This window comes from Mesorhizobium sp. WSM3879, assembly GCF_002294915.1.
GTDB lineage: Bacteria > Pseudomonadota > Alphaproteobacteria > Rhizobiales > Rhizobiaceae > Mesorhizobium.
In genome coordinates this window covers 1-21,650 of record NZ_NSFZ01000012.1, presented here as the reverse complement: position 1 = coordinate 21,650, position 21,650 = coordinate 1, and the positions used below count along the sequence as shown (strand labels likewise).

Below are 21,650 nucleotides of genomic sequence, written 5' to 3'. Positions count from 1 at the left end.
GGAAAATGCTTTCTCCCCCACAAGCGGGAAGATAGCGCGCCGCATCAGCGCTCCCGTAGATCTTAAGCGTTGGCAACTAGCGTCGAGGACAGCGCGGCGCCTTTTCTCCCCCTTGTGGGAGAGAAAGCGATTTCAACATCTTAGCGAAGCTAAGTGTTGGAAATCGCAAGAGAAGGGAAAGGCGCCGATGTTGATCAGTGGGATCGCCGCTTCACCAACCGCGCATGCCGTCGCCAATACCACCAATCGAGCACGCGGCGGCGGAAACTGCGTTTCATCGCTGTCATGGCGTCAGACTCCGAGCAGCACGCGGCGCCGGCCGGCAACGTCGTTTGGCGCCAGATCCGTCTTGACCGTGGAGAGCGTGCCCTGGCGCTGCTCGAGCTCAGCCCTGAGCGCCGCTTCCCGCGCCTGCACGTCCTTGTCCTGCATAGTCGGCGTCGGCGGCAATGGCTTCAGTTCCGGCGGTTTTTGAAAGAGACACATGGTTCCAGCTTTCTCTTGTCCAATCATAGAGGAAGAAGTCTTCGCCGTTCCTGCCGTAACCCGGCAGGCGGCAGCGTTGGGTAGCGCCGAGCCGGTCCAGCCAGCATAGCGCAAGCTCGTTCTCGGCAAGCGCCCTCGCCTCGACCCGCCAGGCGCCTTTGGCCGCGACCCGGGTCCCAAGCACCGCATGGAAGAAGCGCGTGATTTCCGGCACGCAGCGCTTCATGCGGCGCGTGCCCCAGCTCCAGGCGATCCAAAGGCCGCTCCGCTGCTCGGCCGCGCCGAAGCCGGCCTCTGGATTGCCGTCGAGCTCGGCGACATAGGCAAAGCCCTGCAGCGCCGTCAGCGCCAGCAGCGCCGGCGACCAATGGTCGAGCTGGCAGTCGATCTCGGCCCGGTCCTCGGGACGCAGGTTGGCGGCGATGTAGGAGAGATCCCGCAGCGTTGCGGGGACGATGCGGGTGGGCATGGATGGGCTTTCGTGGTCGAGAGCGAAGCCGTCGCCAGGTGACTCCGTTACCGCAATCTCAGCCCGCGAAGTTGTTGTCCACGAACATTTCGGCAAATTGCTGGGGCGTAAGCGTTACCTTGTTGTTGTGGGCGATTTTGAGATTCTTCTTCCACATATCCCCGATCGCCTCTGGCATGGTGTCGGGCATGTGAAGAGCCTTGGCGATCGCGTCATCCCACCGTCCATCGCCGCCATAGATGGCCTGCAACTTCGGCGCCATGGCGTCCAGGGACTCTTCGGATTCCTGAGACAGTTCTCCAATCGCCTTGAGCACATAAAACTCCAGAAGCCTGAGCAGCGGCTTTCCTTCATAACGCTTGTCGTCCGACATTTACCCCTCACGCATCATAGGTGGCATAATAAATCAGCCTGTCGCAGATCGCCGAGAGGCTGGGCTTTTCCTTCTGCGACGCAATCCATCCCTCTGTAACATCGATCGCGATGAATATTTCGATGAAGTATGTCAGACCCGCCTTGGCCGCCGCCTTTGGCGGTACCATAGTATCATCGGGCGCGGTCGCAACCATTGCATCAGAGTCTTCGGTCCAAGGCTCCGATACATAGATCGTGTCCTCTTCATCAAAATCCGACAGCCTTTCAACGATATCCAGTAGCTTCATTATTTTCCCCATAAGGAAAATCCTCCTCGGCGATTCGGATGAAGGGAATTGCGGTGACAGTGCACTATTTCGTTCGGCCCATCTAAACAATAGTTAACCTCAAAAAGCTGAGTCGCTTCAGGGATTGAGTGTGCTGATATCGCCAATTCCCATGCTATTCGTCGTCGTAAGGCTCGACTATCGCAACGAAAATGCCCAACGATTCAAGCAGATCAAGAACGCGTTCCGAGATGACGAGGCGGAAGGGCACCGCGATCCCGAAGTCGTCTTGACCCGCCTTTCCATTCACTTTCAACCAAACGAAATGTGGCAGTTCCAGGCCGGGTTGATCCTCTTGAAACTCTTCCGAGGTCGTCACCTCAGCGTCCGCGAACGTCGCGCCTGAAAAGCCCATCTTCTGCAGCGCACGCTGGGTTTCTTCAGTGACGAGGAAACAAGGAAACGTCGCAACAATCACATCCCCGAACCATGCCTCTACCTTGTAGTGGAGCTTGGTTACGATCGGTGGATGAACGCTCGAGTCGAGAATAGTGCCTTTGCCAATACCACCAGCCACGTGCGGCCGTATCTTAAAATATTGCATCACTCACCTATCGGAGGATTGAACAGATGCCCGTATCTCCTGTCGATGTAACTCACGTAATCCAGAATTTGCTAACGTGTTAGCTGAGGATACGCCTCGTAAAATTCTTCCCACTCGTACCGCAAAATGACCTTGTGCAAAAGGTTATCGAAGCTTTTGGAATGCCACGAAGATTCTGAAGAGAGTGCTCCTCGTTTGCAGCGACGATGCGTGGAAATCTCTCCCATATCTGTCGCTCCGCAGCATGATGTACGACAACTTCTCCCTGCAGATTCGGGTTCGCATCAAGAAATGTTTTGCGGTAGTTTTTGGAGGCAGCCCTCCCGAACGATGCCCCTTGATACTTTACCTTCGAAGGATCTCTTGCGATCGACTTTATGATCTCAAGAACCTCGCCCTTCTTGAGTTTGGCGCCGGTGCCTACACGGTAGGCAGCATCCTCCGCGGCTTTGACCAGAGATTTCGTCTCAACCGCTTGGCGAGCCACCGCGGCATCAGCGGCGAGCCCCGACTTGGCGCGCGAACCACTCGTTGCAAACTTCTCGAGCGGCTTGGTAAACTTGGCCGCCCCGTCGCGGACAATCGCCAAGCCTTTTGCAACAGCTTCGCCGGCTGCCTCTGACGCCAAGCGCCCTTCGGCAACAGGCCCCGAGCCGGGGGTGACCGGCAGTTGCTCAAGGAAGTCCCAAGGGGAATCGCGCAGATCCTGCAGAATCAGCCCAATGCCGCGCGGGGCACGGCCAAGGGCCTCAAAGCTCTCGCTGAGGTAATTGCCGAAACCCTCTGCGGCCTGTCGAACTGCAGACCTGGGTTCGCCGGGGGCCGCCGAAGAAGGTGATTGCTCCCCTGTCGCCGCAGTGGTGGCTAATAAATCCTAGCTTGGTCCAGCTGTTGAGATAAAGCTTCCCGGGTAGCAGGGTCGGTGCACGACTGGGCTTTGGAAAAGGGGCGCGCAGGCGATCGCAGCCGATCGGAAGCGCGGCGGCGCGTGCGCGACTTGCTGGATTGAGGATTTTGGAGGCTAGAAGTCGCTCGTGCTGGGGTGGCCGGAACGGCTCTTCGTCATCCTGGGGCGAAGCGAGGAGCGAAGCGACACGCGCAGACCCTAGGATCCATGCGGTGACGCTAAGGTATTGCTCCGATTGAGAAATTCTGCTCCGGTGCGCCCTTTGGCTACGTCATGGCATGGATCCTCGGGTCAGCCCGAGCATGACGAAGCGAGAGGTTCTGCCCTACCTGGAAGCCCCCAGCGGATCGCCCTGTCCTGTACGGAGCTGAGCCAGCTACTCGGCAGCAGTCGCAGATTGTATGGCGAGGGCCGCTTCGATGACCTGCCTGAACTGTTCCAGCTCCATTGGATAATACTGGTAGTTGCCGCTGGCTATGCCAGCCAGCACCACATATTTGCGGCCTTTTCTATCGCGCTTCAGGCGCAGGGAAATCGTGCAGTGGCCGTCCATAATTGGCGTATCGATCCGCTGAATGACCTCGCCACTGACAGCCATCTTGATAGAACGGAACATCGTCGAAAAGATCATGCGGCCTGCCCCCCTGAATGCCGTGGACAATACCGTACGGGTTTCGCCATGTCCCCTGCCTCTGTTACCACTTAGCGAAACGCGCCCAGCGGATCGCTCTGCGCCGCCGGCCGCCGCGCCGCCTTGAACTCCGCCGGGTCAACCACCGCTTCCCTCAGCATCATCACGCCATAGCGTGTCGCGGCCATCAGGTCGTCGCGCAGTTTCACGACCTGGCCGTCCTTGCGGTGGTAGAGGCGGAACTCCTCGAACCAGGCGTGAAGCGTGGAAAACACCTTGAAGCGGCCGGACTGCATGCGGTCGAGCATGTCCATCAGGCCGGCCTCGACCGAGACGGAGCCGTCGGCGAAGCGGGCGTGACCCGAGAGCATGGTCAGCCCATGCGCGGCATATTGTTTTGCGAGCGCAACGCCGGCGCCTTCCAGCGTTTCGCGGCGGCCGTCGCGCGGCCAGGCGAAGGGCAGCCACTCGCCCCAGGACTTCAGCGCCAGCGCCTGCATCGCCGGCGTCTGCTGCGCGGCGCGGTGGGCCTTGGCGACATAGACGATGTCGGCCTCGGTGTCCCAGGCAAGCTCGACCGCGGCCGAAGGATGGTCCCAGCCGAAATCGAGCGCGCCGATGCGCGGCCACCAGCGCGGCAGCCGGAACGGCTCGCAGGCGATCATCTCCTCCGGCACCGGGAAGATGCGACCGGAGCCCAGCACCGGAATGCCGTTCGCGCGCGCCTCGCGCTCATGCTCCGGATAGGCGGCGATAATTTCCGCGCGCTGCTCGGGCGAATAGTGCCCGGCATCTTCGATGGTCATGAAGGTCACGTGTCGGGACATATTAGTCTCGTCGTAACTATCTGCCCCAACCAACTATTGTCGTTGATAATACTGTTCATCAATGCGAAGTTCCTGATGAAACGGGGGAGATACATGATCCGCATTGCAATCGTCGTGGCCATTGCCGCGAGCGCCTCAGCCTGCCAGTCGAACGTGCCCTATGACACGAGCAAGCAGACCTGCGGGATGCACGAGTTCAGGGGGTTCCAACGCAAAGTTTGTATCCCGGACACACCGAACAAAGTATGCAATGTCTGGTACAATCCAATTACTCGTGACGAAAGGATATGGTGCCAACCGCTAACCCGGAAAGCGACCGACCCTAAGGCTCGCGCTAGGCAGCTTGCGGGCAGCAAATATCCCTGATCGGATTTCATCCGTATTTTTTGGCTCCAATTCCTCGCCCCACGAACGTGGGGGAGAGGTGGCGCGGCGGAAGCTGCGACGGAGCGGGGGCAGCGCCGGCTGTCGATGCAAGAGCGGAAAGCTACTCGTAAGCTTGTCGCCCTACGAAGACCCCCTCTCCGGCCGCTTCGCGGCCACCCCGCCTTGCGGGGGCGCGGAACCCAAGCCCTGAACCGCCTCCGCCGACAAAAATCGCAGCACCACATCCGACATCCCGAGCAGCGGTGTGAAAGTTACGATGGTTATCCCGCCCGTCGCATTGGTGCGGGTCAGACCCTCGGAATAAATGTCCAGCGGCGGCTCCTCGTCGAACCAGACACCGTGCAGCGTCTCGCCCTGCCATTTCTCGCGGCCTTTTTCGTAGGACTTGAAGGAGAGCACGCTTTCGCCCGCCTGCACATCACCGCCACCGCCCCAGCGCACGACGACGCTGTCCAGCGCTCCGGGCGCGCCGCGGCCCATCGTCGTCTCGGCAATGGCGTCGGCCGGGATCATTCCGGTGCCCCATTCCGCCTGTCGCTGCGGCGGGCCGACCAGCACACGCTGCGGATTGTCGCGCGTGCCCTCGCCGGTGACGCCGGCGGCCCAAAGCCGGACGGGCGTGTCGAACACCTTGCCCCTCCACCAGTCCGGATAGCGGCCGGTGAGGTGCATGGCCCATTCGGCGCCCCCTGCCCTGGTCTTGCCGAGCTGGTTACCGGCCATGAACAGGCGCTCGCGGTTTTTTGCCCCCGCCGCGTGGAACTCGGCCTGCCTTTGGTACGGCCTGTAGGCAGCAAGAAGGTTACGTTGACGGCGTTGGTCCAGCTCCTCGAGCAGCGCCAGATAGGTCGTTATCATCGAGGAACGGCCGCAGCCTCGCTTCGAGGCCGCGGATGCGGCTGCGGATCTCCTCATCGCTCAACTGGCCCAGACTGTTTTGGTTCGCATCGAGACCCTGCGAGAACTCTTTAGGCAGCATCGTCAGCACGACCTTCAGATACTGGTCGGGCTTTTCCGCCCTGACCGCGGCGATGACGCCGGCGCCATGGGCGCGGAAATCAGCGCGCAGCGCCGCGGCGAAATCGTCGCCCAGCGTCTTTTTCGAGCGCCTGGCTATCGGCGCGGCGGCCGGCTCAGCCTTCGCTCCAGCGGTTCGGGCGCCGGCGCGCCGCGCCTTGCCTGCGCAGTCAGCCATTGACGGCTGCATCGGCTGCCGGCGTTCCGGCGGAACGAACCGCACGCCACTTGGCGGGCTTGCGCGCCGGCTTCTTGCGCGGCTTGGCGCGGGCGGCCTTCGGCGCGGAGGGCTGATCGACCTGTCCGGAAAACGGCTCCGTTCGTTTCAGCTTCGCCGCGGCGGCTCTCATGGCCGACGGATCGAGACTCTGGCGCGGAAAGCCGAAGCCGGCGATCGCGTCGACCGGACCGCCGCGTACCATGCCGATGCGCACACCCGGCGCGACTGCCTCGACGCGGCCTGTGCGGGGCGGCACGCCGAACGATTCGAACTCGCCGATGGCGCTGACGATTTCGGCGCCGTCGTCGCCGGTGATGATGGTGGCATAGCGTGGCATGCAGAGCTTCCGCAGATTGGATTCAACTAAAAAGGTCGAGTTCCCGCCCCGCCTGTCCTGCCGGACATCTCGCCCCAAGGGGGAGATCACGGCTTCGGCCTTGGCGCCCGTTTTGGGACATCGGATTGGCAAAAGCCTCCGCGACATCGGACCCCCTTCTTGCGGGGATATGGCTGGCACGCCACAGGAGGATGCTGTCCCGTCGCCTCGCCAACTGGCGAAGCCACCAAGGTGAGGAGCCACAAAAAAACCCGCCGGCTGGCGGGTCGTTGGCGCAAATCAGCACCATGGATAAAATCATAGCAGAGCTGCCCTCACCTGACAAGGCTCTTAGGTAAATTTTCCTAATTATATACTTGAGAAAGTATGGGAAAATGTCCTATGATTCGAGCCGACAGGCCGGCATTGAAAAGGTAAGGGAAATCGAGATCACGTCTCAGATGTTTCAGGCGGGCGTGGCACGTTTTTGCGATCTTCCTTTGGAAGAAGTTGATCCCACTTACGTGGTTTCGGCGGTACTGGAGGCAATGGGGATGAGTATCGCGTCCCCAACGGAATGATGCCGCCGAAAAGGGCAACGTCGGCCATCTCTTGCGCCATTCGCCTGAGGTTTGCCACGCTGACGTGGAACACATAGTCCTTGCCTCCAAATTGGTTGGCGCGCTTATCAACACGTATGCTCCCGGTCTTTCCATCAGTTCGGATATCCGAATGGGCGATGAAATTTCGGTTCTCAGCGCATATATTGGCGTAAAGCAGGAAGGTACTCAGCGCCTCGTACCTCTTAGGGTCTGAGTGCGCCAACAGCGCCGACGAAGCTCGGATAAGGCCTATTTTTTGGGAATTGGTGAGCGTTGCCCTTAGGAAGGCCACTTGAGAGTGTTCGCAGTTGAAAAACAGGAATAGCTCAAAGACGCGCTCAATTCTTGCCCACCAGGATGTGATACACCCAACGGCGTGCATCGCGTTGTCTTGGTCGTTAGGGTAATCAGGCCAAGTTGCCTGCCCATACATGGAGTCTCTATCTCGCATGGGTAACAAACCCGCTTCCGATGATGAAAAGCGCTTCAACGAGACGCTGAAACGGATGTTGAAGACACCGCCGAAGCCTCACGATAAGGCCGACAAAGCTAAGGCAAAAGGGAAGCCGAAAGGTAGGCGCACTAGCAAATTGACGCGGGGATAGTTCCTGCTAGCCTCACCGCAGAACTTAGCGGGGGGATATAGCATGGAAGATGTTCCACTTAGCCTATATTTGGATCTGAAGCCTGGCGAGAAAGCTGATTTAGAGGTCGTCGCGCAGGCGGTTTTGCATTGGGTTTCGGGACTTCGGTCTGCTGCATCTGCTATAGACCCGAGCGTCCAAGTTCGCATTGAATTGCTTAACGCCAGTGAAGGCAGCCTCTCCCTAAACACGTTCCTAAGTTGGGCGGAAGGGCAACTAGCGCAAATCCATCGCGGCGGGAAGAAATATCCCCGTCTATACGCTTTGGCGATCGGTCTTGCATTGTTCGTTGGCGATCATGTTGGCGGGCACTATTTAGATGAATTTATTAGCGAAGAGCCCGTGATTTCACTAAGCGAAGAAGACCGCGCTCTCTTGCGTGAATTGGTCAAAAGGGCGGCCAAGGCGCCTGAAGTCCACTCACAAAGCCGTCGCTTTTTCAGATCTTTGGAGCACGACCCTTCCATTTCTGGTGTAGGCATCACTGAACGGCACGGCACTAAGCCAAAGAAGATGATCCCGAGCGCAGAGTTCGCACAACATAGCGGTCTGTGGTCGATAGAAGAGGATGAATTAGAACGGACGCTCCGTCCTGTTTTGGACGTGATCCTCATTTCTCCAGTGTTGCTACCTCGCCCGCGATCTTGGACATTTCGCCCGGAAGGGCTGCCAGAATTCCAGGCCACAATGAAAGACCGGCGGTTCCTCGCCGCACTGGACAAGGACCATGTTCAAGAGCGCCTTAGAACCGGAATCCCCATGACAATCCGGCTTGAGGTCAAGGAGAAGAAGGTGGATGGGGATTGGGTGCCCCAGAAGAAGGGGCGTTCGGTGATAGAGGTCATTTCCCCGAGTGTGGATTAGGAATCCCGGCCCGAAAACCAGAAGAAAGTCAGTAGTCCGCAGAGGCATATGGCGGCGAAGATAAGCGTCGTAATCGGGGCCGTTCGAGCGAACACAAGTAAGGCAACAAACGTTGCGGCCGCGATCAACAGCACGGTTAGCCTGTTGTTCATGGGTTCCTCACGGTCACGCATTTGCCTATACTTTTTTGCGCTTTCTTTGAAGCATTCGAGCCTTCTGCTTAGGCGAGACCGGCTTCACCAATCCGCCGATAGGTGAGACGCTTGCCTTCGATCTTAGCAAGCAACTGGTCATGGCGTTCGGTGTCGGTGATTTGGAGCGCGGCGCGGCGGTTGTAACAGAAATCGAACTCAGCAAGGTAGCGGTGCAGATGTGCTTCGCCGCAGTGCTGATAGACGCCGATCATGCCGCGTTTGAAGACTGAAAACACGTTCTCAATCGTGTTGGTGTGGACTTCGCCGCGAGCGTATTCCTTGCCCGAGTGGTTGACGGTCTCGTGCTTGGCGTATTCCGAGCCGGTCGTGGTGTAGAGCTTGCTCTCATCGGTGTAGAGGACCGATTTGCGGTCGGCGTTGCGGACCAGGATATCGCGCACGATGTCTTTCGTGGCGTGCTGGACATGGAAGGAACGGACGCAGCCGCCGCGCTCCACCAGCGCGACAATGGTGCGCTTCTGCGCAGCGCCGCCAGACTTGAGGAACGGACGGCCTTTGCGCTGCGGTGACATGTAGGGAACGTCGCGCTTGCCGATGTAGGTTTCGTCGGCTTCGATGGTCTTGCCTTCGCCACCAAGCGGGCCGGAAGACGCGGTGTCTTCCTTCATGGCTTCACGAATGCGGTGGGCCATGAACCAAGCGGTCTTGTAGGTGACGCCAAGCATACGATGCAGCTGGTGGGCGCTCATGCCTTTCTTTGACGATGCCATGAGGAACGTCGCCAAAAGCCATTTGTTGAGCGGGATTTTGGAGCGCTCGAACACGGTGCCGACAGTGACGGTGAACTGTTCGCGGCATTCCATGCAGTTGTACAGGCCGGGACGGTGAGCCTTGCCTTCCATCTTGGTAATGCGGTCGGCGCGAGCATTACCGCAATGCGGGCAGTTCGGGCCATGCGGCCAGCGCTGCGCCTCAAGGTGTTCGCGGGCGGCTTCGGCGTCTTGGAAGATTGGGCTATCGAGTTTCATGGCTAGGTGCTCCCTGCCATCTTTGTAACAAATTGCTCGTGCTTTGTCACGTATATAATTAGGTAAATTTTCCTAGCTGCTTGTCTGCAGCCTTGCCGGGAAAGCGACTTTCGCTCGCGCACCGATAAATTGTGGAAGTTCCAGAAATTTTTTCTCGGAACCACCTCCGGGCCGAGGGGTTCCACCCTTAGTCGCGACGCGACAGACTCCCGAACAGAGAAACGATCTCGCACAAGAAGGAGAAGATCATGCTCATCAAGATTCTTGCGGCATCGGCTCTGACCATCGGTCTGGCTACGGCTGCGATGGCTCAGAATTCAACGGGCGGTACCGCCGACACGGCGGGCAGCGGCCAGAGCATCACGGTGGACCCCACCACGCCTGCCAATCCGCCGCCCGATCAGATGGCGCCCGATACAGGCACGACGGGCAGCATCACCACGGACGGCATGAATTCGAACGCCGATCGGAATTGCCCCGCGACGCCGCAGGGCGCCCAGCCGGATGCAACTCACACGTCGCCTGGCACGGCTACACCGTCGGTCAACGATAATCATTGCGGCAAGTAGTAACGAGACGCGGCAGTTTCGTCGCGCGAGGGCCGTGGAGTTCCGCTCCACGGCCCTTTGCTTGGAAGGGAACCATGGCGGACGTGAGCCGTTGCAAGGTCGGGCGTGAGCCGTTGCAGAGTTCAGCAAGGAGAGACCCATGGCAGACGACGAAACCAACCAGGGTAAGGACACGAACGCAGCAGCCGCGCGCAACGGCAGCTCGACGTCCCAGGGCGGCGGCACAGAGCGAAGCAATCCGGGCCGCAGCAGCGCTGCCCGCAGCGGCAGCGCTTCGCGCACCAGCGCCAGATCTTCAGCCGCTTCGGAAGCGGCGATGAGGAAGCAGATCGCCGAATTGAAGCGCGAGGTGAGCCGGCTCAACCGCGCGCTTGCCGATCAGGCCGAGGAAGCCGCCAGTGCGACGCAAGGGTGGTACCAGAGCGCGGCCGACCGGGCCTCCGGCCTCTACAGCGGCGCGGCCGACCGAGCTTCTGAATTCTACGGCGGCGCGAGCGATCGCGCCTCACGCGCGGCAAGGCAGTTGCGAAGCCAGGCCCAGAGCGTTTCCGAAACCGTGCAGCAGAATCCCGGCACCGTTTCCACCGCCATGGTTCTTGGCGGCCTGGTCGGCTTGCTGATCGGCATGGCGATGGCGCGCAACTCGGACACAGACCACGACTGGGCCCGCCCCTGGACCCGATAGAGCAATCGCGCCCCCACGGCCGCCGCAGCGCAGGCCGCTGAAGGAGGCCGGGCCCAGAGCCCGGCCTTTCCATAGCGGCGGGTTGGTGTGCCCGGTTGTCGTTGGTGTGCCCGGTTGGGCTGGTCATTAGCCGGACCTTATGGAATCATTCCCCAAGGGGAATCGCGGAGAGCGGGCATGGACAAATCCGCCATGGCATCGGTCTTTCGGATGCGGCATGCGCCAGCAGGTATTTCAGGCGTTCGCAGCCTTGGCCGAGGCCAGGCGGATCCGGTCTTCCATTCGCGCCCGCTTGGCGAGGCCATCCGCTTCATCGCCGAAGCCGACGGCCAATATGATCTGAGCGCCGTGGCCATCTCCTATGGAGATCGCTCGACCCCGCCGCTGGGCGCCCGCGAGATCAAGCAGCTCTGGGCCGAATACGGCGTGCGCCTGATGGAGGCCTAAGGCGCTCCCGGATCGGAAACGCCGCTCATGCGTTTTCAAGCGAGGTCAATGGGAGGAAGCGCCATGAACGTCGCCAATCTGCAACTCGAGGGCCTGCTGATGGCCGTCGCGGCAATCAACCATACCCTGGTGCGCAAGGGGGTGCTGACGGTCGAGGAGATCGACATCGCATTGCGCAAGGCCGAGGCCGTCGAGACAGGCGAGGACCGGTCCGAGGCGATTTCGGCGTCGAACCGCGATGCGATCAACTTCCCGATCCGCCTGCTCGAGCTCGCCAACCAATGCCAGCCGGAAGCGGACATGCCTTCCTTCTCCAAGCTGGCGCGCATGGTCGGGCAGATGAAGGAACCCTATAACGATCAGATGTGAAGTGGCGGCGCCTCACGCCCGGCCCGGCCAACCCTGTCGGACGGCGAGCAACTTGCCCGGCCCATGCACGGCGGCGAAGAAAAGGCCGGCGAGGAAAGTGAAATGATCGACGAAGAAGCCGAACTCGGCCTGGTTGCCGGTCCAGTGCGACGGGCCGTGGAATGAAAAGCCGAGGAAGATCACATAAACTGCCGCGACCAGCGCCGCCGGCGTGAAGAAGGCGCCGGTGAGGAAGGCGATCACCAAAAGCACCTCCAGGATCGCCGCGCACCAGGCGAGAAACAGCGGGAACGGAAACCCGGCGGCGGCGATGTAGCCAGCGGTGGCGCCCATATCCATGAACTTGAAGGTCACGGCCATCGCGAAGACGGCGGCGAAGATCAGGCGAGCGATGAGAATGGCGGCGGTCTGCCAGGCCGATTGCGTTTCCACGTTGTCCCTCCGGTTCGAAGCTGTTGATGCCCCAAGGACGGAGGAAGGGCAATGATTCCGACAGGGGCCGGAATTTTTGCTTCACTTGTTTCCTCACCCCACTGCAGGCCGCGGAGAGTCGCCGCGCAGCAGCCGGTGAGGCGCCGGCGACGCCGGGACGAACCGCCAGACGGCGAGCCCACAGCCAAGCTCGGCGCTCAACGAGGGCGCTCTCCCTCGCGGCTACGCCGCGCCACCTCTCGCCTGTTCGTGCGGGGCGAGGAAAGCTCAGCCCGCCTTCGCGTGCGGCGGGTGGCTGATCGAGTCGCGCACGGTGCCGTAGGCCGCACCCCAGCGGTCGGTCATGTCGCAGCGTATGTCCCAGAGTTCGGGGAAGAAGCGGTGGCGGGCCCCGCCTTCCAGGATCTCCACCGGGCGGCCCTTCAGCGACTTGGCGCCGAGACCGATCGAGCGGTGGATGAGATAGAGGTGGTTGGCGCGGAATTTCTGGAACAGCTCGTCGAACTCGATCAGCGCCTCGGCCACGACATAAGCATCGCCATGATCGTAGTGAGCGTCGTAGACGTCCTCGACGGAAAGCCCGCGGCCGTCGAGATACGAATGCTTGAAGGCCCGCCAGAGGTCCGGCGGCAGGCGCAGGATAAGCTTGAAGCCTGGCGATTCCTGGCCGCTGCCATTACCGAGCTCGAGGCGGATCTGCTGGTACTCCTTGGGCGACATCGTCTCCAGCAGATCGAGCTGCGCCGTCATCATGCGCACCAGCCGGTGCACGCGGCCCATCAGCGAGACGATGCGGTGCGTGTCCTGCCTCTCCAGATAGTCGAGCACGTCGACCAGAGTGAAGGCGATGAGCTTCATCCACAATTCCTCGACCTGGTGCACGATCTGGAACTGCAGCTCGTCGGCATTGACCATTTGCGAGAGCGGCTTCTGGCAGGCGAGCAGCTGGTCGCATTTGAGATAGACGCCGTAGTCGCGCATTTCGGGCGCCTCGATGCGGGCGTGATAGTCCGACTTGTCCATGGCTCATCCTCCTCGCGCGGGCATGTTCGGCAGGCAGCCAAGGATAGCGCTTCCGGCTTGAACATTGTTCCTTTCTGTTATCCAAATGGCGTAAATTGGAGTACGATTACTGTCCATTGTTGCGACATTGGAGAACGGGTCATGCTTGATGCCCTTGACCGCAAGATAGTGTCAGCACTCGAGCGCGACGCGCGCATCTCCTTCGGCGAGCTGGCCGAAGAGGTGGGACTGAGCAAGACGCCGTGCTGGAAACGGGTGAAGGCGCTCGAGGCTCAAGGCATCATCCGCAGCTATTCCACCCGCATCGATCCGGCAGCGATCGGCTTTGACATCGAGGCCTTCATCCAGGTGTCGATCGACTTTGAGGTGTCGGACGCCTTCGAGGCGGCGGTGAGGAAGCACCCGCTGATCCGCCGCTGCTACGCCACGACCGGCGAGGCCGACTATCTGTTGCAGATCGTCACCGTCGACATGCGGGCGCTGGACAGGATGCTGCGCGAGGAACTCAGCCGGCTGCCCGGCGTGCGCCGCACCGTCACCTCGATGGCGATGCGCGAGATCAAGGGCGACATCTCGTTCGCCGATGCAGCGGCGCATGCGCTAAGGTAGTCCGGGCGCGAAAAGATGGAGACGTCGGCGGGACAGCGCCCCCCTCTGTCCTGCCGGACATCTCCCCCACTTGGGGGGAGATCGGATGTCACGCCGGCTTTTGCCAATTGTAGGAAGATCGCCGGCGGCGGAACTGCTAATCTCCCCCCTTGTGGGGGAGATGTCCGGCAGGACAGAGGGGGGCGCGAAGGAACGCTACGTCAGGTATTTGGATTCCACGTCAGGCTCCCTACGGCCGGCCGGCTCGGGCTCCCGCGCGGCCTTTTCCTTCTCGGCGTCGGCCTTGCGCTTCGGGCACGCCTCGAACTCGTGATCGCGGCCGCCGCAATAGGAACAGCATTTGGCAGGCTGATCGGGATCGAGCATCGGTGCCATTCCCAAGAATGCACGAAAAGGTGTCCGGTTGCAGCAATTGCGTGAGGTCGCAACCGTTGCTCAGCCCCGTGCCCCGATTGGTCTTCCATGCAGTTCCGGTCGGAAAACCGGCTGCACGCTTTTCCTGGAATTGTCTTTCAAAGGAGCTCGCCGCTTGCGCGGCGGGCTCCCTTAATCACCGCTCACGCATGCGCGTGGGGATGACGGACGTCCCAGACGGCCCAGGCAGATGCCGCGACCACGAGCACGCCAAGGATGACGTGCGTGAGCATTACGTTCCTGTCCGCCGCGAAGCCCAGCAGCCAGGGCGACACGATCAGCCAGAGCCCGAGCACGAGATTTACCCATTCCTCCCATTCGGCGAACACCGAAAGCGTCGCGAGCGCCAGCGCACCGAGCAGGACGCCAACAATCCAGGCGTTCCACGCGGGCATCATTGCCGCGGTGAATCCGATGACCCAGGGTGAGATGAACAGGCAGATCGCGAGGACCAGGATAACCCAGTCCTTGCTCTTCCTTTCTTCCATCAGTTTGCTTGCCATGACAACCTCCATCGATGAAGCCAGACCAAAGCAACTGCATTCGCGTGCAATGCGCACGCTATGTTACATGATGTAATACATTTTTACGGAGCGACAAGGGAACCTTCCCCGGTAGCCGTATTGCGCGCCGCACAAGCCCCTTACGGCAAATGCCTTCGATTTCCGGAACGGGCCCTCATCCGTAAAAGTCGCTTCCGCTCTCGGCGCCGAGTTGTGGCATGACAATGGCCTCGAGCGGTGCCGTCAGCGACCATTTCAACGCACCGGACGAGCGCTCGAGACTGGAAGAGCCGCTGAGCGACTGCGGGGCCACCCGCTGCAGCACCACGGTGCCAAAACCCTTGCGCGCCGTCTCGTCCGGCTCGCCATTGGCATGGCCATTCGACCTCTCCTGCCAGACAAGGTGAAAGTGGCGCTGCGCCTTCGGGCCAGTCTCGACCGTCCAGGTGATCTCGACGTGCCCGCCCTCGCCCGCCAACGCGCCATATTTCGACGAGTTGGTGCCAAGCTCGTGGAAGGCCATGCCGAGATTCTGCACGGCATTCGACTGCAGCGTCAAAAGCGGGCCGGAAAGCGAGATGCGCTCCTCATGACCAAACGGTTTCAGATGTTCCTGGATGAGGTCGAAGAGACTGGCGCCTGCCCATTCCGAGGTGACCAGCAGATCGTGCGAGCGCGACAGCGCCATGATCCGGGCTCGGATCATCTCCTCGAACTCGCTGGGGCTGGCAGAACGCTTGTTGGTTTCCCTGACCATCGACAGGATCACCGCGAACTGGTTCTTCACACGGTGGTTGACCTCGCGCATCAGGAGCCGGATGCGGCGCTCATTTTCCCTGGCGGCGGTGATGTCGCGCGCGATCGTGGAGGCGCCGACGATCTCGCCCGCAAGGCTCCTGATCGGCGACACCGTTACCGAAACGGCAACGAGCGAGCCGTCCTTGCGCTTTCGCATCGTGTCGAGATTTGCCACGCCCTCGCCCCGGCGGATGCGGCTGATAATGTCGGTCTCCTCATCGTGCATATGCTCGGGGATAAGGAGCAGCATCGATTGGCCGATGGCTTCCTCCGCGCTGTAGCCGAACATGCGTTCTGCCGCGCGGTTCCAGTCGGTGATGATGCTGTTCAGATCCTTGCCGATGATGGCATCGAAGGAAGAATCGACAATGGCGGCCAGACGCGCATTGGCGCTGGCATCTTCAATTTCCCTGCCCCCGGATGTCACCATGGGCATTAGTTAGCGCGGCCGAATCTCATAGCAAGCGGCTAAGCCTTGGAGGGGTCAGGATTTTCGCCATTCCCCTTTGCTGGATCCAGCACGCCGAAATCCTGCGACTTCATGCCGGTCTCGGCTGTCAGGAAACCTTCGGATGCAAGGCCCCTTCGCAGAAGCTCGCGCACGGCGGCCGAGCGGCTTGGCATGCGTTTCTCGAAGCGCCAGTTCTCGACTGCCGCGAGTTCCTCTTCCGTCAACATGATCTGCAGCCTTTGCGGCCGCTCCAATTCAACCACCCTAGCCTCCCGCAGGTCATGACACGAATGAGTATGTCACTCACTGCCAGTAAAAGTAGGATTCGGCTCAAAAGACGTCAAGGTCATGCGAGACAACAAAGGTGGGGGACGCTGGCGGTGCTAACGATATGGCTACACCGCATTTGCCGTTCTATGCTAACTCGTTGATTTTTTTACAGCTTTTCCATTTTTTAGTTGCCAACCGAGCGACGTCGGCGCATTATGGCCGGCAGAGGGATGAACCGCCGCGAAAGGAGGTTTTTCCGATGTTACGAGGATTTTCCGACCGGTTGCGCAACGACGCTCACCACAAGGTCCAGCGGGCTTTGCGGGAAAACGGCATCGTCAACATCATCCAATTGTCGGAAGAAATCAGGCTGATGAATCTCGCCGAGAACATTGCCCGCGAGGATATCGAGAGTCTGGTGATGCAGGTGGCTCAGCTCTATGGCGGAGCCATCGAATTCGACGAAGAGGCGCTGACGGCGCTCGACCTGCCCGACGCCTGCCCGGCTGACAGCCGCAACGACCTGGAAAAGGCGTTGCGGGAACGCTCGCTCCTTTCACCCGAGTCGGCGGATCTGCTGCAGGTGAGCGACAAGGGCTAGGGCAATTCCAGTCACTCGCTGGTCAACTCGTCGAGCAGGCGCAGTCCGTTCTCGTACTTCTCGGGGTCGATGCCCGCTTGGTGCGCCTGCCAGAGATTGTCCTTGAGGTCCGCCTGCTTGACAGGCAGCGCAAGCTCGTTGGACGCCGCACGGCAGACAAAGTCGTGCTCGCTTTCGTCCATTCTTTTCGTCAGCGCGTCAACGGCAGCGACGACCGGAAAGCCGAAGCCCTCGGCCTCGAGCCGATCGAGCGTCCACCCCTCGCCTTTCTCGACCACGTCGTGCAGGTAGGCGACGGTTTTCTCGTCAAGCGTTTCGACCGCATCGGCGACGCGTCTCAGATGTTCGATAAAGGGACGGCCGGTCTTGTCTTTCTGGCCGCGATGGGCCTCTTCGGCGATCTTCGCTGCCTGGTAAAGCATGATCTCCTCGATCTATTGGAAGCCCGCCCCAACGGGACAACGAGACGGGCAGGATTGGGTCCCGACCCGGTCCGCCGGCACGCCTTGCAGGGGACGGCGCGCCATACTGCGGCAGAACATGAGCAGCGTTCAAATGTTCCCTCGTGTCCGGCCGAAAAACAGGAACCCGCGGCCCGCGCAGTCGTTAGCATTTACGCAAACACAAAGGAGGTCTGCACCATGGATTGGAACCGCGTCGAAGGTAACTGGAAGCAGGTCAAGGGCAAGGTGAAGGAACAGTGGGGCAAGCTCACCGATGACGACCTCGACCGCATCGCCGGCAACCGCGAGCAGCTCGAAGGCAAGATCCAAGAGCGCTACGGCATCGAGAAGGATCGCATCCGCCGCGACATCGACGACTGGGCGAGTCGCCAAGGCTGGTAAGATCCGCCGCCGGATAAAATGAGCCCGCAGCCCCGATCGGGGCTGCGGCGTCGAAAGCCAGAATTTTGATTTCAGAACAGGGACGTTATATTAGTTGACTAAGCGATTCGCGGCACGGTGAACCGATGGCCAAGAAGAAATCGAGACCGGCCTTGTCCGTTATCGCCGCAGCCTCGCGATCGGAGGCTTCCGAAGCGATTTATTTTGCCCGCAAATGCGGCCTTACCCCCGATGAAGCCCTGCGGATAATGCGCGAGGCGCTCGTGACCGTGGGGCCCAAGCCTTCCGGCGCCGGAAAGCGGAAGCGCTAGGCGCCATCGCCTCGGGCGATCCGATACCATCTTTCTCAAACCCGCAGCGGACTTCGGCCAGGATCACAAAGTGCTGTGCTCGCCGGCAAAGCCCGGGGTCCAAACCGCTCCGTCCGTGACGCGAGAAGGTTCCGCTTGATGGCAGGGTGACACAACATGTGACCCCGCCGCCAGCGCTTATCCGCAACTCCCAAACCCAGGCCAGCGTTTGTAAGCGCGGACCACGCTTTCACTTTCACCTGTCAACGGGAGGGAGAGCAATGGTTTTTCCGGGTTTCCTCAACCCCGAGGATTTGATCATCCTCACAGCCGCTCTCGACGACTACTGCCGCACATTTCGCATACCGTCGGACAGTGAGGAGCGGCTTCATGCGGCAAGGCACGCGCTGATTTTGTTTGAGAACGGCTGCCGCGATCCGGTCGAATTGAGTGAAAAGCTCAAGGCCAAACGCAAGTAGCGCAAGCCTGCGCGAACTTTGCGTTCGCCGGCGCCCTGCCTATTGCCGCCAAAATGAAACATACGGCCACCTCGAAAGTTCTTGTCTGAGAGGAGGCGCGCTATGGTTGGAAATGATGGAAAGCAGGTGCAGCAAACGGAGGCCGATGTCCAAATGCTCGCCCACCGGTTGGCAAAGGACGCGGACATTTCGGAAAACGATGCCCTTGAGTTGATCAAGCTAATCGGAACCGACTGGCCTTCGCTGCTGCGCGAAGCTCGGTTCCTCAAAAGCCGACACTGATGCTGCCTCCCGGCCGGGCGTCCCGCGATTCTTTGCGAGCTGCTTCAGCGCCTTGAGAAAGATCGGAGCCGCCAGATCGCATTTGTATTTGGACGGTCCATTGGTCTGGATGACGATCTCAGCCTGCCTTAGGGTCAGGCCGTGCTTTTCGGCGAATTCGAGCGGTTGATAGGCCTGCTCCCAACCTGGCCCTGTCTTTGGCATCGTGACGACTTCCTCCCGCGATTGACACGTGAGGCAACGCATTCGGCTGGACAAGGTTTCAACGGCTCGCACACAGCGGCGAAACCGCTGCCAATCGCCTGGCACTGGGTGCATGGAACTTCGGTTGCCGCTGATTGTTGCACCTGAAAGGCGGGCCGGGATGACCATATCGTCGCTGCATCTGCTCAAGGGCATAGGCTATTCGATCTCAACGGTAAGCGTGATGCTGCTGGCGATCGTCAGTTGGGAGCACGTTTCGCAAAATCCGTTGCTGATTGCCTGCCTGCTTGGCGGCGCCGCCACTTCGATCATCGGGATGTTCTGCCGCTGGCTTTCCTACGAAGTCGAAAAGCGTCAGCAGGAGCGACAGGCAGAGAACGGCCAACCCTCGAACCGGCGGCCGGCAGCGTCACCCCTGCCGCCAGCGCCGGAACTCCGAGACCAGCACCGTGATCAGGCTGCTGAGGACGATCCATCTGACGACCTCGCCGTCCGACACGCCCGGTTGCGGTGACCTGCCTGACCTTGACGTTTCGTCGCTGGCCGCCACCACGGGCGCGAGATCCTGCCGGCTGCCGCTCCGCACCGAATAGGCGCGGGTGATCTCGGCACCGAAGAGGAAAATCTGTGCCGAATAGTAAACCCAGACCAGCACGACCATCAGCGCGCCGGCAGCGCCATAGGACGTGCCGATGGCGCTGGTGCCGATGTACCAGCCGATCAGCGACTTGCCGATGGTGAAGAGCAGTGCGGTGACGATGGAACCGACGCCGACGTCGCGCCATTTGAGCCTGCGGTCCGGCAGGACCTTGTAGATCGCCGCGAAGAGCAGCGCGATCAGCACGAAGGAGACGATGGTGTTGATCGCGCTCACGATCAGCTCGCCGAACGGCAGGTGCTGGTTGATGACCTCGCTCAGCGCCGAGATCGCCGTGCTTGCGGCGAGCGACACCAGAAGCATGAAGCCAAGAGCTGCCACCAGCCCGAGGCTTGCCGCCCTCGCCCGCACTAGGCGCGAAAGCGAAACGCCGCTGGGCTTGACCTTCCATATCTCGTTCAACGACTGCTGCATCTCTCCGAAGACGCCGGAGGCGGTGACAAGCAGCGTGATCAGCCCGATGAGGGTGGCCAGCGTGCTGGACCCGCGATGCGCGGCGGTCTCGATCACCGCCGTGAGAAGTTCGGCGCTCTGCGGTCCCATCACCCCCGCGAACTCAGCCGAAAGCGCGAGCTGCGCGGCGTCGTTGCCGATGACGACGCCCGCGATCGCTACCACGATCAGAAGGATCGGCGCCAGCGAGGTCGTGGCGTAGAAGGCCATCGCCGCGCCATGGCTCAGCGCATTGTCGTTGACATAGCCGGTGATGCTCTCTTTCAGCACAACCCAGGCTTCCTGGAACCAGCGCTGCATCTTCCTTCTCGTCGGCTGCTTCTCCTCGTCGGCTATTTGGGGCGCGGATCCTCGAGCCCGGCTCCGATGGTCTGGAACGAACCCGCGCGACGCTTCTCGACGGCTTCGGCGAGCGCCAGCGCGGCATTGCGGACTTCCGTCTGCACGGCATGGTCGGCGTCGAGCTCGTCATGGCTCGTCGCATAGGGCTTCCAGTAGCCAATGTAGCGGTCGAGCTCGGCAGCCTCGCCCACCGGATCGAGCTTCATCGAGCGCAGCCAGTCGGCGAGGCTGTGGCGCACCCTTCCGGCACCTTCGGTGTCGCCATGCACGATGACGGAGAACAGCCGGCCGGCGAGATGGCGCGGATAGTCCCAGCCGGCAAGCTCGACCTTCTTGGCGAGCGCGGCATCCTTGCCCTGCGTCAGCGAAGGATCGGGATTGCCGCCGTCGGCGCAGACAAGCCGGTCCATCATCAGCTTCACCGGCGAGGAGGAATGGTACCAGTTGACCGGCGTGACGATCATGACGCCATGCGCCTCGACCCAGAGCGGGTAGATGTCGTTCATCCAGTCATTGACCTGCCCGAGCGAATGATTGGGGTAGCAGGAGCATGGCCAATGGCAGAGCGCGGCCGCGGTCGAGAAGCACGCCTTGCAGGGAAAGATCCTGCGGCCGTATTCGGAGGCGAGCCGCGCGAGGTCGAGAACCTCGATAGCAAAGCCCGGTCTTGCTGCAATGGCGCTGCGCGCCAACTCGACAAGGCGGAAGCTCTTCGACATTTCGCCCGGACAGGTGTGCTCGCTGCGCGAGGAGCCGTTTATGAGCAGGATGCGGCACGGCGCGGTCTTGTCCTCGTAGCGGCGCTGTGCCGCTTCGACCGCTTCGTGCGCGGCGAACCAGTCGACGGAGAGATCATAGTCCGGATCGTGGAAGCCCTGTCCCGCCTTTCTGGTGATCGGTGCCTTGCGTTCTTCGCTGTAGGCCTGCCAGGCGATTTCGGCCAGCCTGCCAATGGCATCCGCCTCCGGCTGAAAGGCCGGATCGTAGAATTGTCTCAGATAGCGTGCCTTGAATTCGCTTTCGCCAAGACGCGGGCTCGGCATGCCTTTGCGCGGCTCAGGGCCCTTGCTGAAATCTGTGCTGTTTGCCATGCGCCCAACTCGGGCGTGGGCGCATGGCAAACAGCAC

The 21,650-nt window shown here is 60.9% G+C and carries 33 protein-coding genes; 11 read left to right on the top strand and 22 right to left on the bottom strand.

Translation table 11 applies throughout. The features are described from left to right. Nucleotides 1–291: 291 nt before the first annotated feature. From CK218_RS31435 to CK218_RS30970, 12 genes are all read right to left on the bottom strand, one after another. Complete coding sequence (locus CK218_RS31435; protein ID WP_280950833.1) at nt 292–417, bottom strand: hypothetical protein; 126 nt, start codon at nt 415–417, stop codon at nt 292–294. Beyond that, on the bottom strand, nt 386–955 hold the full coding sequence (locus tag CK218_RS23380; protein WP_095829040.1) for a hypothetical protein: 570 nt from the start codon (nt 953–955) through the stop codon (nt 386–388). The genes CK218_RS31435 and CK218_RS23380 overlap by 32 nt, the downstream gene beginning before the upstream one ends. Nucleotides 956–1,013: 58 nt before the next feature. Then, nucleotides 1,014–1,328: a hypothetical protein gene (locus tag CK218_RS23375; protein ID WP_095829039.1), complete on the bottom strand. Its 315-nt coding sequence runs from the start codon at nt 1,326–1,328 to the stop codon at nt 1,014–1,016. A gap of 7 nt (nt 1,329–1,335) precedes the next feature. Next, nucleotides 1,336–1,617 (bottom strand): hypothetical protein, encoded by a 282-nt coding sequence (locus CK218_RS23370; protein WP_066999356.1) that lies wholly within the window; start codon nt 1,615–1,617, stop codon nt 1,336–1,338. 154 nt (nt 1,618–1,771) lie between these two features. Next, nucleotides 1,772–2,200 (bottom strand): hypothetical protein, encoded by a 429-nt coding sequence (locus CK218_RS23365; protein WP_095829038.1) that lies wholly within the window; start codon nt 2,198–2,200, stop codon nt 1,772–1,774. A 79-nt stretch (nt 2,201–2,279) separates the two neighbouring features. After that, entirely contained in the window at nt 2,280–2,828 is a 549-nt protein-coding gene (locus CK218_RS23360; RefSeq protein WP_143749689.1) for a hypothetical protein, read from the bottom strand. 655 nt (nt 2,829–3,483) lie between these two features. Then, nucleotides 3,484–3,738, bottom strand: coding sequence for a hypothetical protein (locus CK218_RS23355; protein WP_095824484.1), 255 nt, complete (start codon nt 3,736–3,738; stop codon nt 3,484–3,486). 71 nt (nt 3,739–3,809) lie between these two features. Beyond that, nucleotides 3,810–4,565 carry a terminase family protein gene (locus CK218_RS23350; protein WP_095829036.1) on the bottom strand — a complete coding sequence of 252 codons (756 nt, stop codon included), beginning with the start codon at nt 4,563–4,565 and terminating at the stop codon, nt 3,810–3,812. Between the two features lie 507 nt (nt 4,566–5,072). After that, complete coding sequence (locus tag CK218_RS23340) at nt 5,073–5,675, bottom strand: terminase family protein (RefSeq protein ID WP_245435159.1); 603 nt, start codon at nt 5,673–5,675, stop codon at nt 5,073–5,075. A 79-nt stretch (nt 5,676–5,754) separates the two neighbouring features. Beyond that, on the bottom strand, nt 5,755–6,147 hold the full coding sequence (locus CK218_RS23335; protein WP_095829034.1) for a hypothetical protein: 393 nt from the start codon (nt 6,145–6,147) through the stop codon (nt 5,755–5,757). After that, nucleotides 6,140–6,526 (bottom strand): hypothetical protein, encoded by a 387-nt coding sequence (locus CK218_RS23330; protein ID WP_095829033.1) that lies wholly within the window; start codon nt 6,524–6,526, stop codon nt 6,140–6,142. Before CK218_RS23330 ends, CK218_RS23335 begins: the two co-directional genes overlap by 8 nt. A 429-nt stretch (nt 6,527–6,955) precedes the next feature. Beyond that, a complete protein-coding gene (locus CK218_RS30970) occupies nt 6,956–7,540 on the bottom strand; it encodes a hypothetical protein (protein WP_210201078.1) in 585 nt (194 codons plus the stop codon). 214 nt (nt 7,541–7,754) lie between these two features. On the opposite strand from CK218_RS30970, the gene CK218_RS23320 reads away from it, so the two are divergent. Continuing rightward, entirely contained in the window at nt 7,755–8,615 is an 861-nt protein-coding gene (locus CK218_RS23320; protein WP_095829031.1) for a hypothetical protein, read from the top strand. Between the two features lie 220 nt (nt 8,616–8,835). Here CK218_RS23320 and CK218_RS23315 read toward each other — a convergent pair whose 3' ends face one another. Next, a complete protein-coding gene (locus CK218_RS23315) occupies nt 8,836–9,798 on the bottom strand; it encodes an IS1595 family transposase (protein WP_095829030.1) in 963 nt (320 codons plus the stop codon). Nucleotides 9,799–10,046: 248 nt separating this feature from the next. Here CK218_RS23315 and CK218_RS23310 point away from each other — a divergent pair, with 248 nt between their 5' ends. The 4 genes from CK218_RS23310 to CK218_RS23295 all read left to right on the top strand — a co-directional run bounded on the left by CK218_RS23310 (nt 10,047) and on the right by CK218_RS23295 (nt 11,868). Beyond that, nucleotides 10,047–10,367: a hypothetical protein gene (locus CK218_RS23310; protein WP_095829029.1), complete on the top strand. Its 321-nt coding sequence runs from the start codon at nt 10,047–10,049 to the stop codon at nt 10,365–10,367. 139 nt (nt 10,368–10,506) lie between these two features. Next, nucleotides 10,507–11,052, top strand: a complete 546-nt coding sequence (locus CK218_RS23305) for a hypothetical protein (protein ID WP_095829028.1) — start codon at nt 10,507–10,509, stop codon at nt 11,050–11,052. 177 nt (nt 11,053–11,229) lie between these two features. Then, nucleotides 11,230–11,499 (top strand): hypothetical protein, encoded by a 270-nt coding sequence (locus CK218_RS23300; RefSeq protein WP_095778279.1) that lies wholly within the window; start codon nt 11,230–11,232, stop codon nt 11,497–11,499. Between the two features lie 63 nt (nt 11,500–11,562). Continuing rightward, nucleotides 11,563–11,868, top strand: a complete 306-nt coding sequence (locus CK218_RS23295; protein ID WP_066999393.1) for a hypothetical protein — start codon at nt 11,563–11,565, stop codon at nt 11,866–11,868. Nucleotides 11,869–11,880: 12 nt separating this feature from the next. Here CK218_RS23295 and CK218_RS23290 read toward each other — a convergent pair whose 3' ends face one another. Both CK218_RS23290 and CK218_RS23285 read right to left on the bottom strand, forming a co-directional pair. Next, nucleotides 11,881–12,300 carry a DoxX family protein gene (locus tag CK218_RS23290; RefSeq protein ID WP_067325191.1) on the bottom strand — a complete coding sequence of 140 codons (420 nt, stop codon included), beginning with the start codon at nt 12,298–12,300 and terminating at the stop codon, nt 11,881–11,883. A 267-nt stretch (nt 12,301–12,567) separates the two neighbouring features. Beyond that, nucleotides 12,568–13,323, bottom strand: a complete 756-nt coding sequence (locus CK218_RS23285; RefSeq protein WP_095829027.1) for a tryptophan 2,3-dioxygenase family protein — start codon at nt 13,321–13,323, stop codon at nt 12,568–12,570. Between the two features lie 141 nt (nt 13,324–13,464). Between CK218_RS23285 and CK218_RS23280 the strand changes: the two genes are divergently transcribed. Continuing rightward, complete coding sequence (locus CK218_RS23280) at nt 13,465–13,932, top strand: Lrp/AsnC family transcriptional regulator (protein WP_095829026.1); 468 nt, start codon at nt 13,465–13,467, stop codon at nt 13,930–13,932. Between the two features lie 195 nt (nt 13,933–14,127). Here CK218_RS23280 and CK218_RS30745 read toward each other — a convergent pair whose 3' ends face one another. From CK218_RS30745 to CK218_RS23260, 4 genes are all read right to left on the bottom strand, one after another. Beyond that, the gene (locus CK218_RS30745) at nt 14,128–14,298 is read right to left on the bottom strand and encodes a hypothetical protein (RefSeq protein ID WP_179294577.1); all 171 of its coding nucleotides are present in this window, start codon (nt 14,296–14,298) and stop codon (nt 14,128–14,130) included. A 191-nt stretch (nt 14,299–14,489) separates the two neighbouring features. Then, nucleotides 14,490–14,849 (bottom strand): SPW repeat protein, encoded by a 360-nt coding sequence (locus CK218_RS23270; RefSeq protein WP_066999436.1) that lies wholly within the window; start codon nt 14,847–14,849, stop codon nt 14,490–14,492. A gap of 175 nt (nt 14,850–15,024) precedes the next feature. Further along, nucleotides 15,025–16,083: a PAS domain S-box protein gene (locus CK218_RS23265; protein WP_245418869.1), complete on the bottom strand. Its 1,059-nt coding sequence runs from the start codon at nt 16,081–16,083 to the stop codon at nt 15,025–15,027. A 32-nt stretch (nt 16,084–16,115) separates the two neighbouring features. Next, nucleotides 16,116–16,361, bottom strand: coding sequence for a hypothetical protein (locus CK218_RS23260; RefSeq protein WP_067325210.1), 246 nt, complete (start codon nt 16,359–16,361; stop codon nt 16,116–16,118). A gap of 128 nt (nt 16,362–16,489) precedes the next feature. On the opposite strand from CK218_RS23260, the gene CK218_RS23255 reads away from it, so the two are divergent. Beyond that, nucleotides 16,490–16,969 carry a hypothetical protein gene (locus CK218_RS23255; protein ID WP_143749688.1) on the top strand — a complete coding sequence of 160 codons (480 nt, stop codon included), beginning with the start codon at nt 16,490–16,492 and terminating at the stop codon, nt 16,967–16,969. Between the two features lie 11 nt (nt 16,970–16,980). Here the strand turns inward: CK218_RS23255 and CK218_RS23250 are convergent, their stop codons facing one another. Further along, on the bottom strand, nt 16,981–17,391 hold the full coding sequence (locus CK218_RS23250; RefSeq protein WP_067325217.1) for an HD domain-containing protein: 411 nt from the start codon (nt 17,389–17,391) through the stop codon (nt 16,981–16,983). Nucleotides 17,392–17,610: 219 nt separating this feature from the next. On the opposite strand from CK218_RS23250, the gene CK218_RS23245 reads away from it, so the two are divergent. The 4 genes from CK218_RS23245 (at nt 17,611) to CK218_RS23230 (ending at nt 18,865) form a co-directional block, all read left to right on the top strand. Beyond that, on the top strand, nt 17,611–17,814 hold the full coding sequence (locus tag CK218_RS23245) for a CsbD family protein (protein WP_066999415.1): 204 nt from the start codon (nt 17,611–17,613) through the stop codon (nt 17,812–17,814). 125 nt (nt 17,815–17,939) lie between these two features. Beyond that, nucleotides 17,940–18,125, top strand: coding sequence for a hypothetical protein (locus CK218_RS23240; protein ID WP_067325223.1), 186 nt, complete (start codon nt 17,940–17,942; stop codon nt 18,123–18,125). 260 nt (nt 18,126–18,385) lie between these two features. Then, nucleotides 18,386–18,583, top strand: coding sequence for a hypothetical protein (locus CK218_RS23235; RefSeq protein WP_095829024.1), 198 nt, complete (start codon nt 18,386–18,388; stop codon nt 18,581–18,583). 102 nt (nt 18,584–18,685) lie between these two features. Next, nucleotides 18,686–18,865 (top strand): hypothetical protein, encoded by a 180-nt coding sequence (locus CK218_RS23230; RefSeq protein WP_095778273.1) that lies wholly within the window; start codon nt 18,686–18,688, stop codon nt 18,863–18,865. 613 nt (nt 18,866–19,478) lie between these two features. Here CK218_RS23230 and CK218_RS23225 read toward each other — a convergent pair. Both CK218_RS23225 and CK218_RS23220 read right to left on the bottom strand, forming a co-directional pair. After that, a complete protein-coding gene (locus CK218_RS23225) occupies nt 19,479–20,480 on the bottom strand; it encodes a YihY/virulence factor BrkB family protein (RefSeq protein WP_095829023.1) in 1,002 nt (333 codons plus the stop codon). A gap of 32 nt (nt 20,481–20,512) precedes the next feature. After that, complete coding sequence (locus CK218_RS23220; protein ID WP_095829022.1) at nt 20,513–21,613, bottom strand: flavodoxin family protein; 1,101 nt, start codon at nt 21,611–21,613, stop codon at nt 20,513–20,515. Between the last annotated feature and the right edge of the window lie 37 nt (nt 21,614–21,650).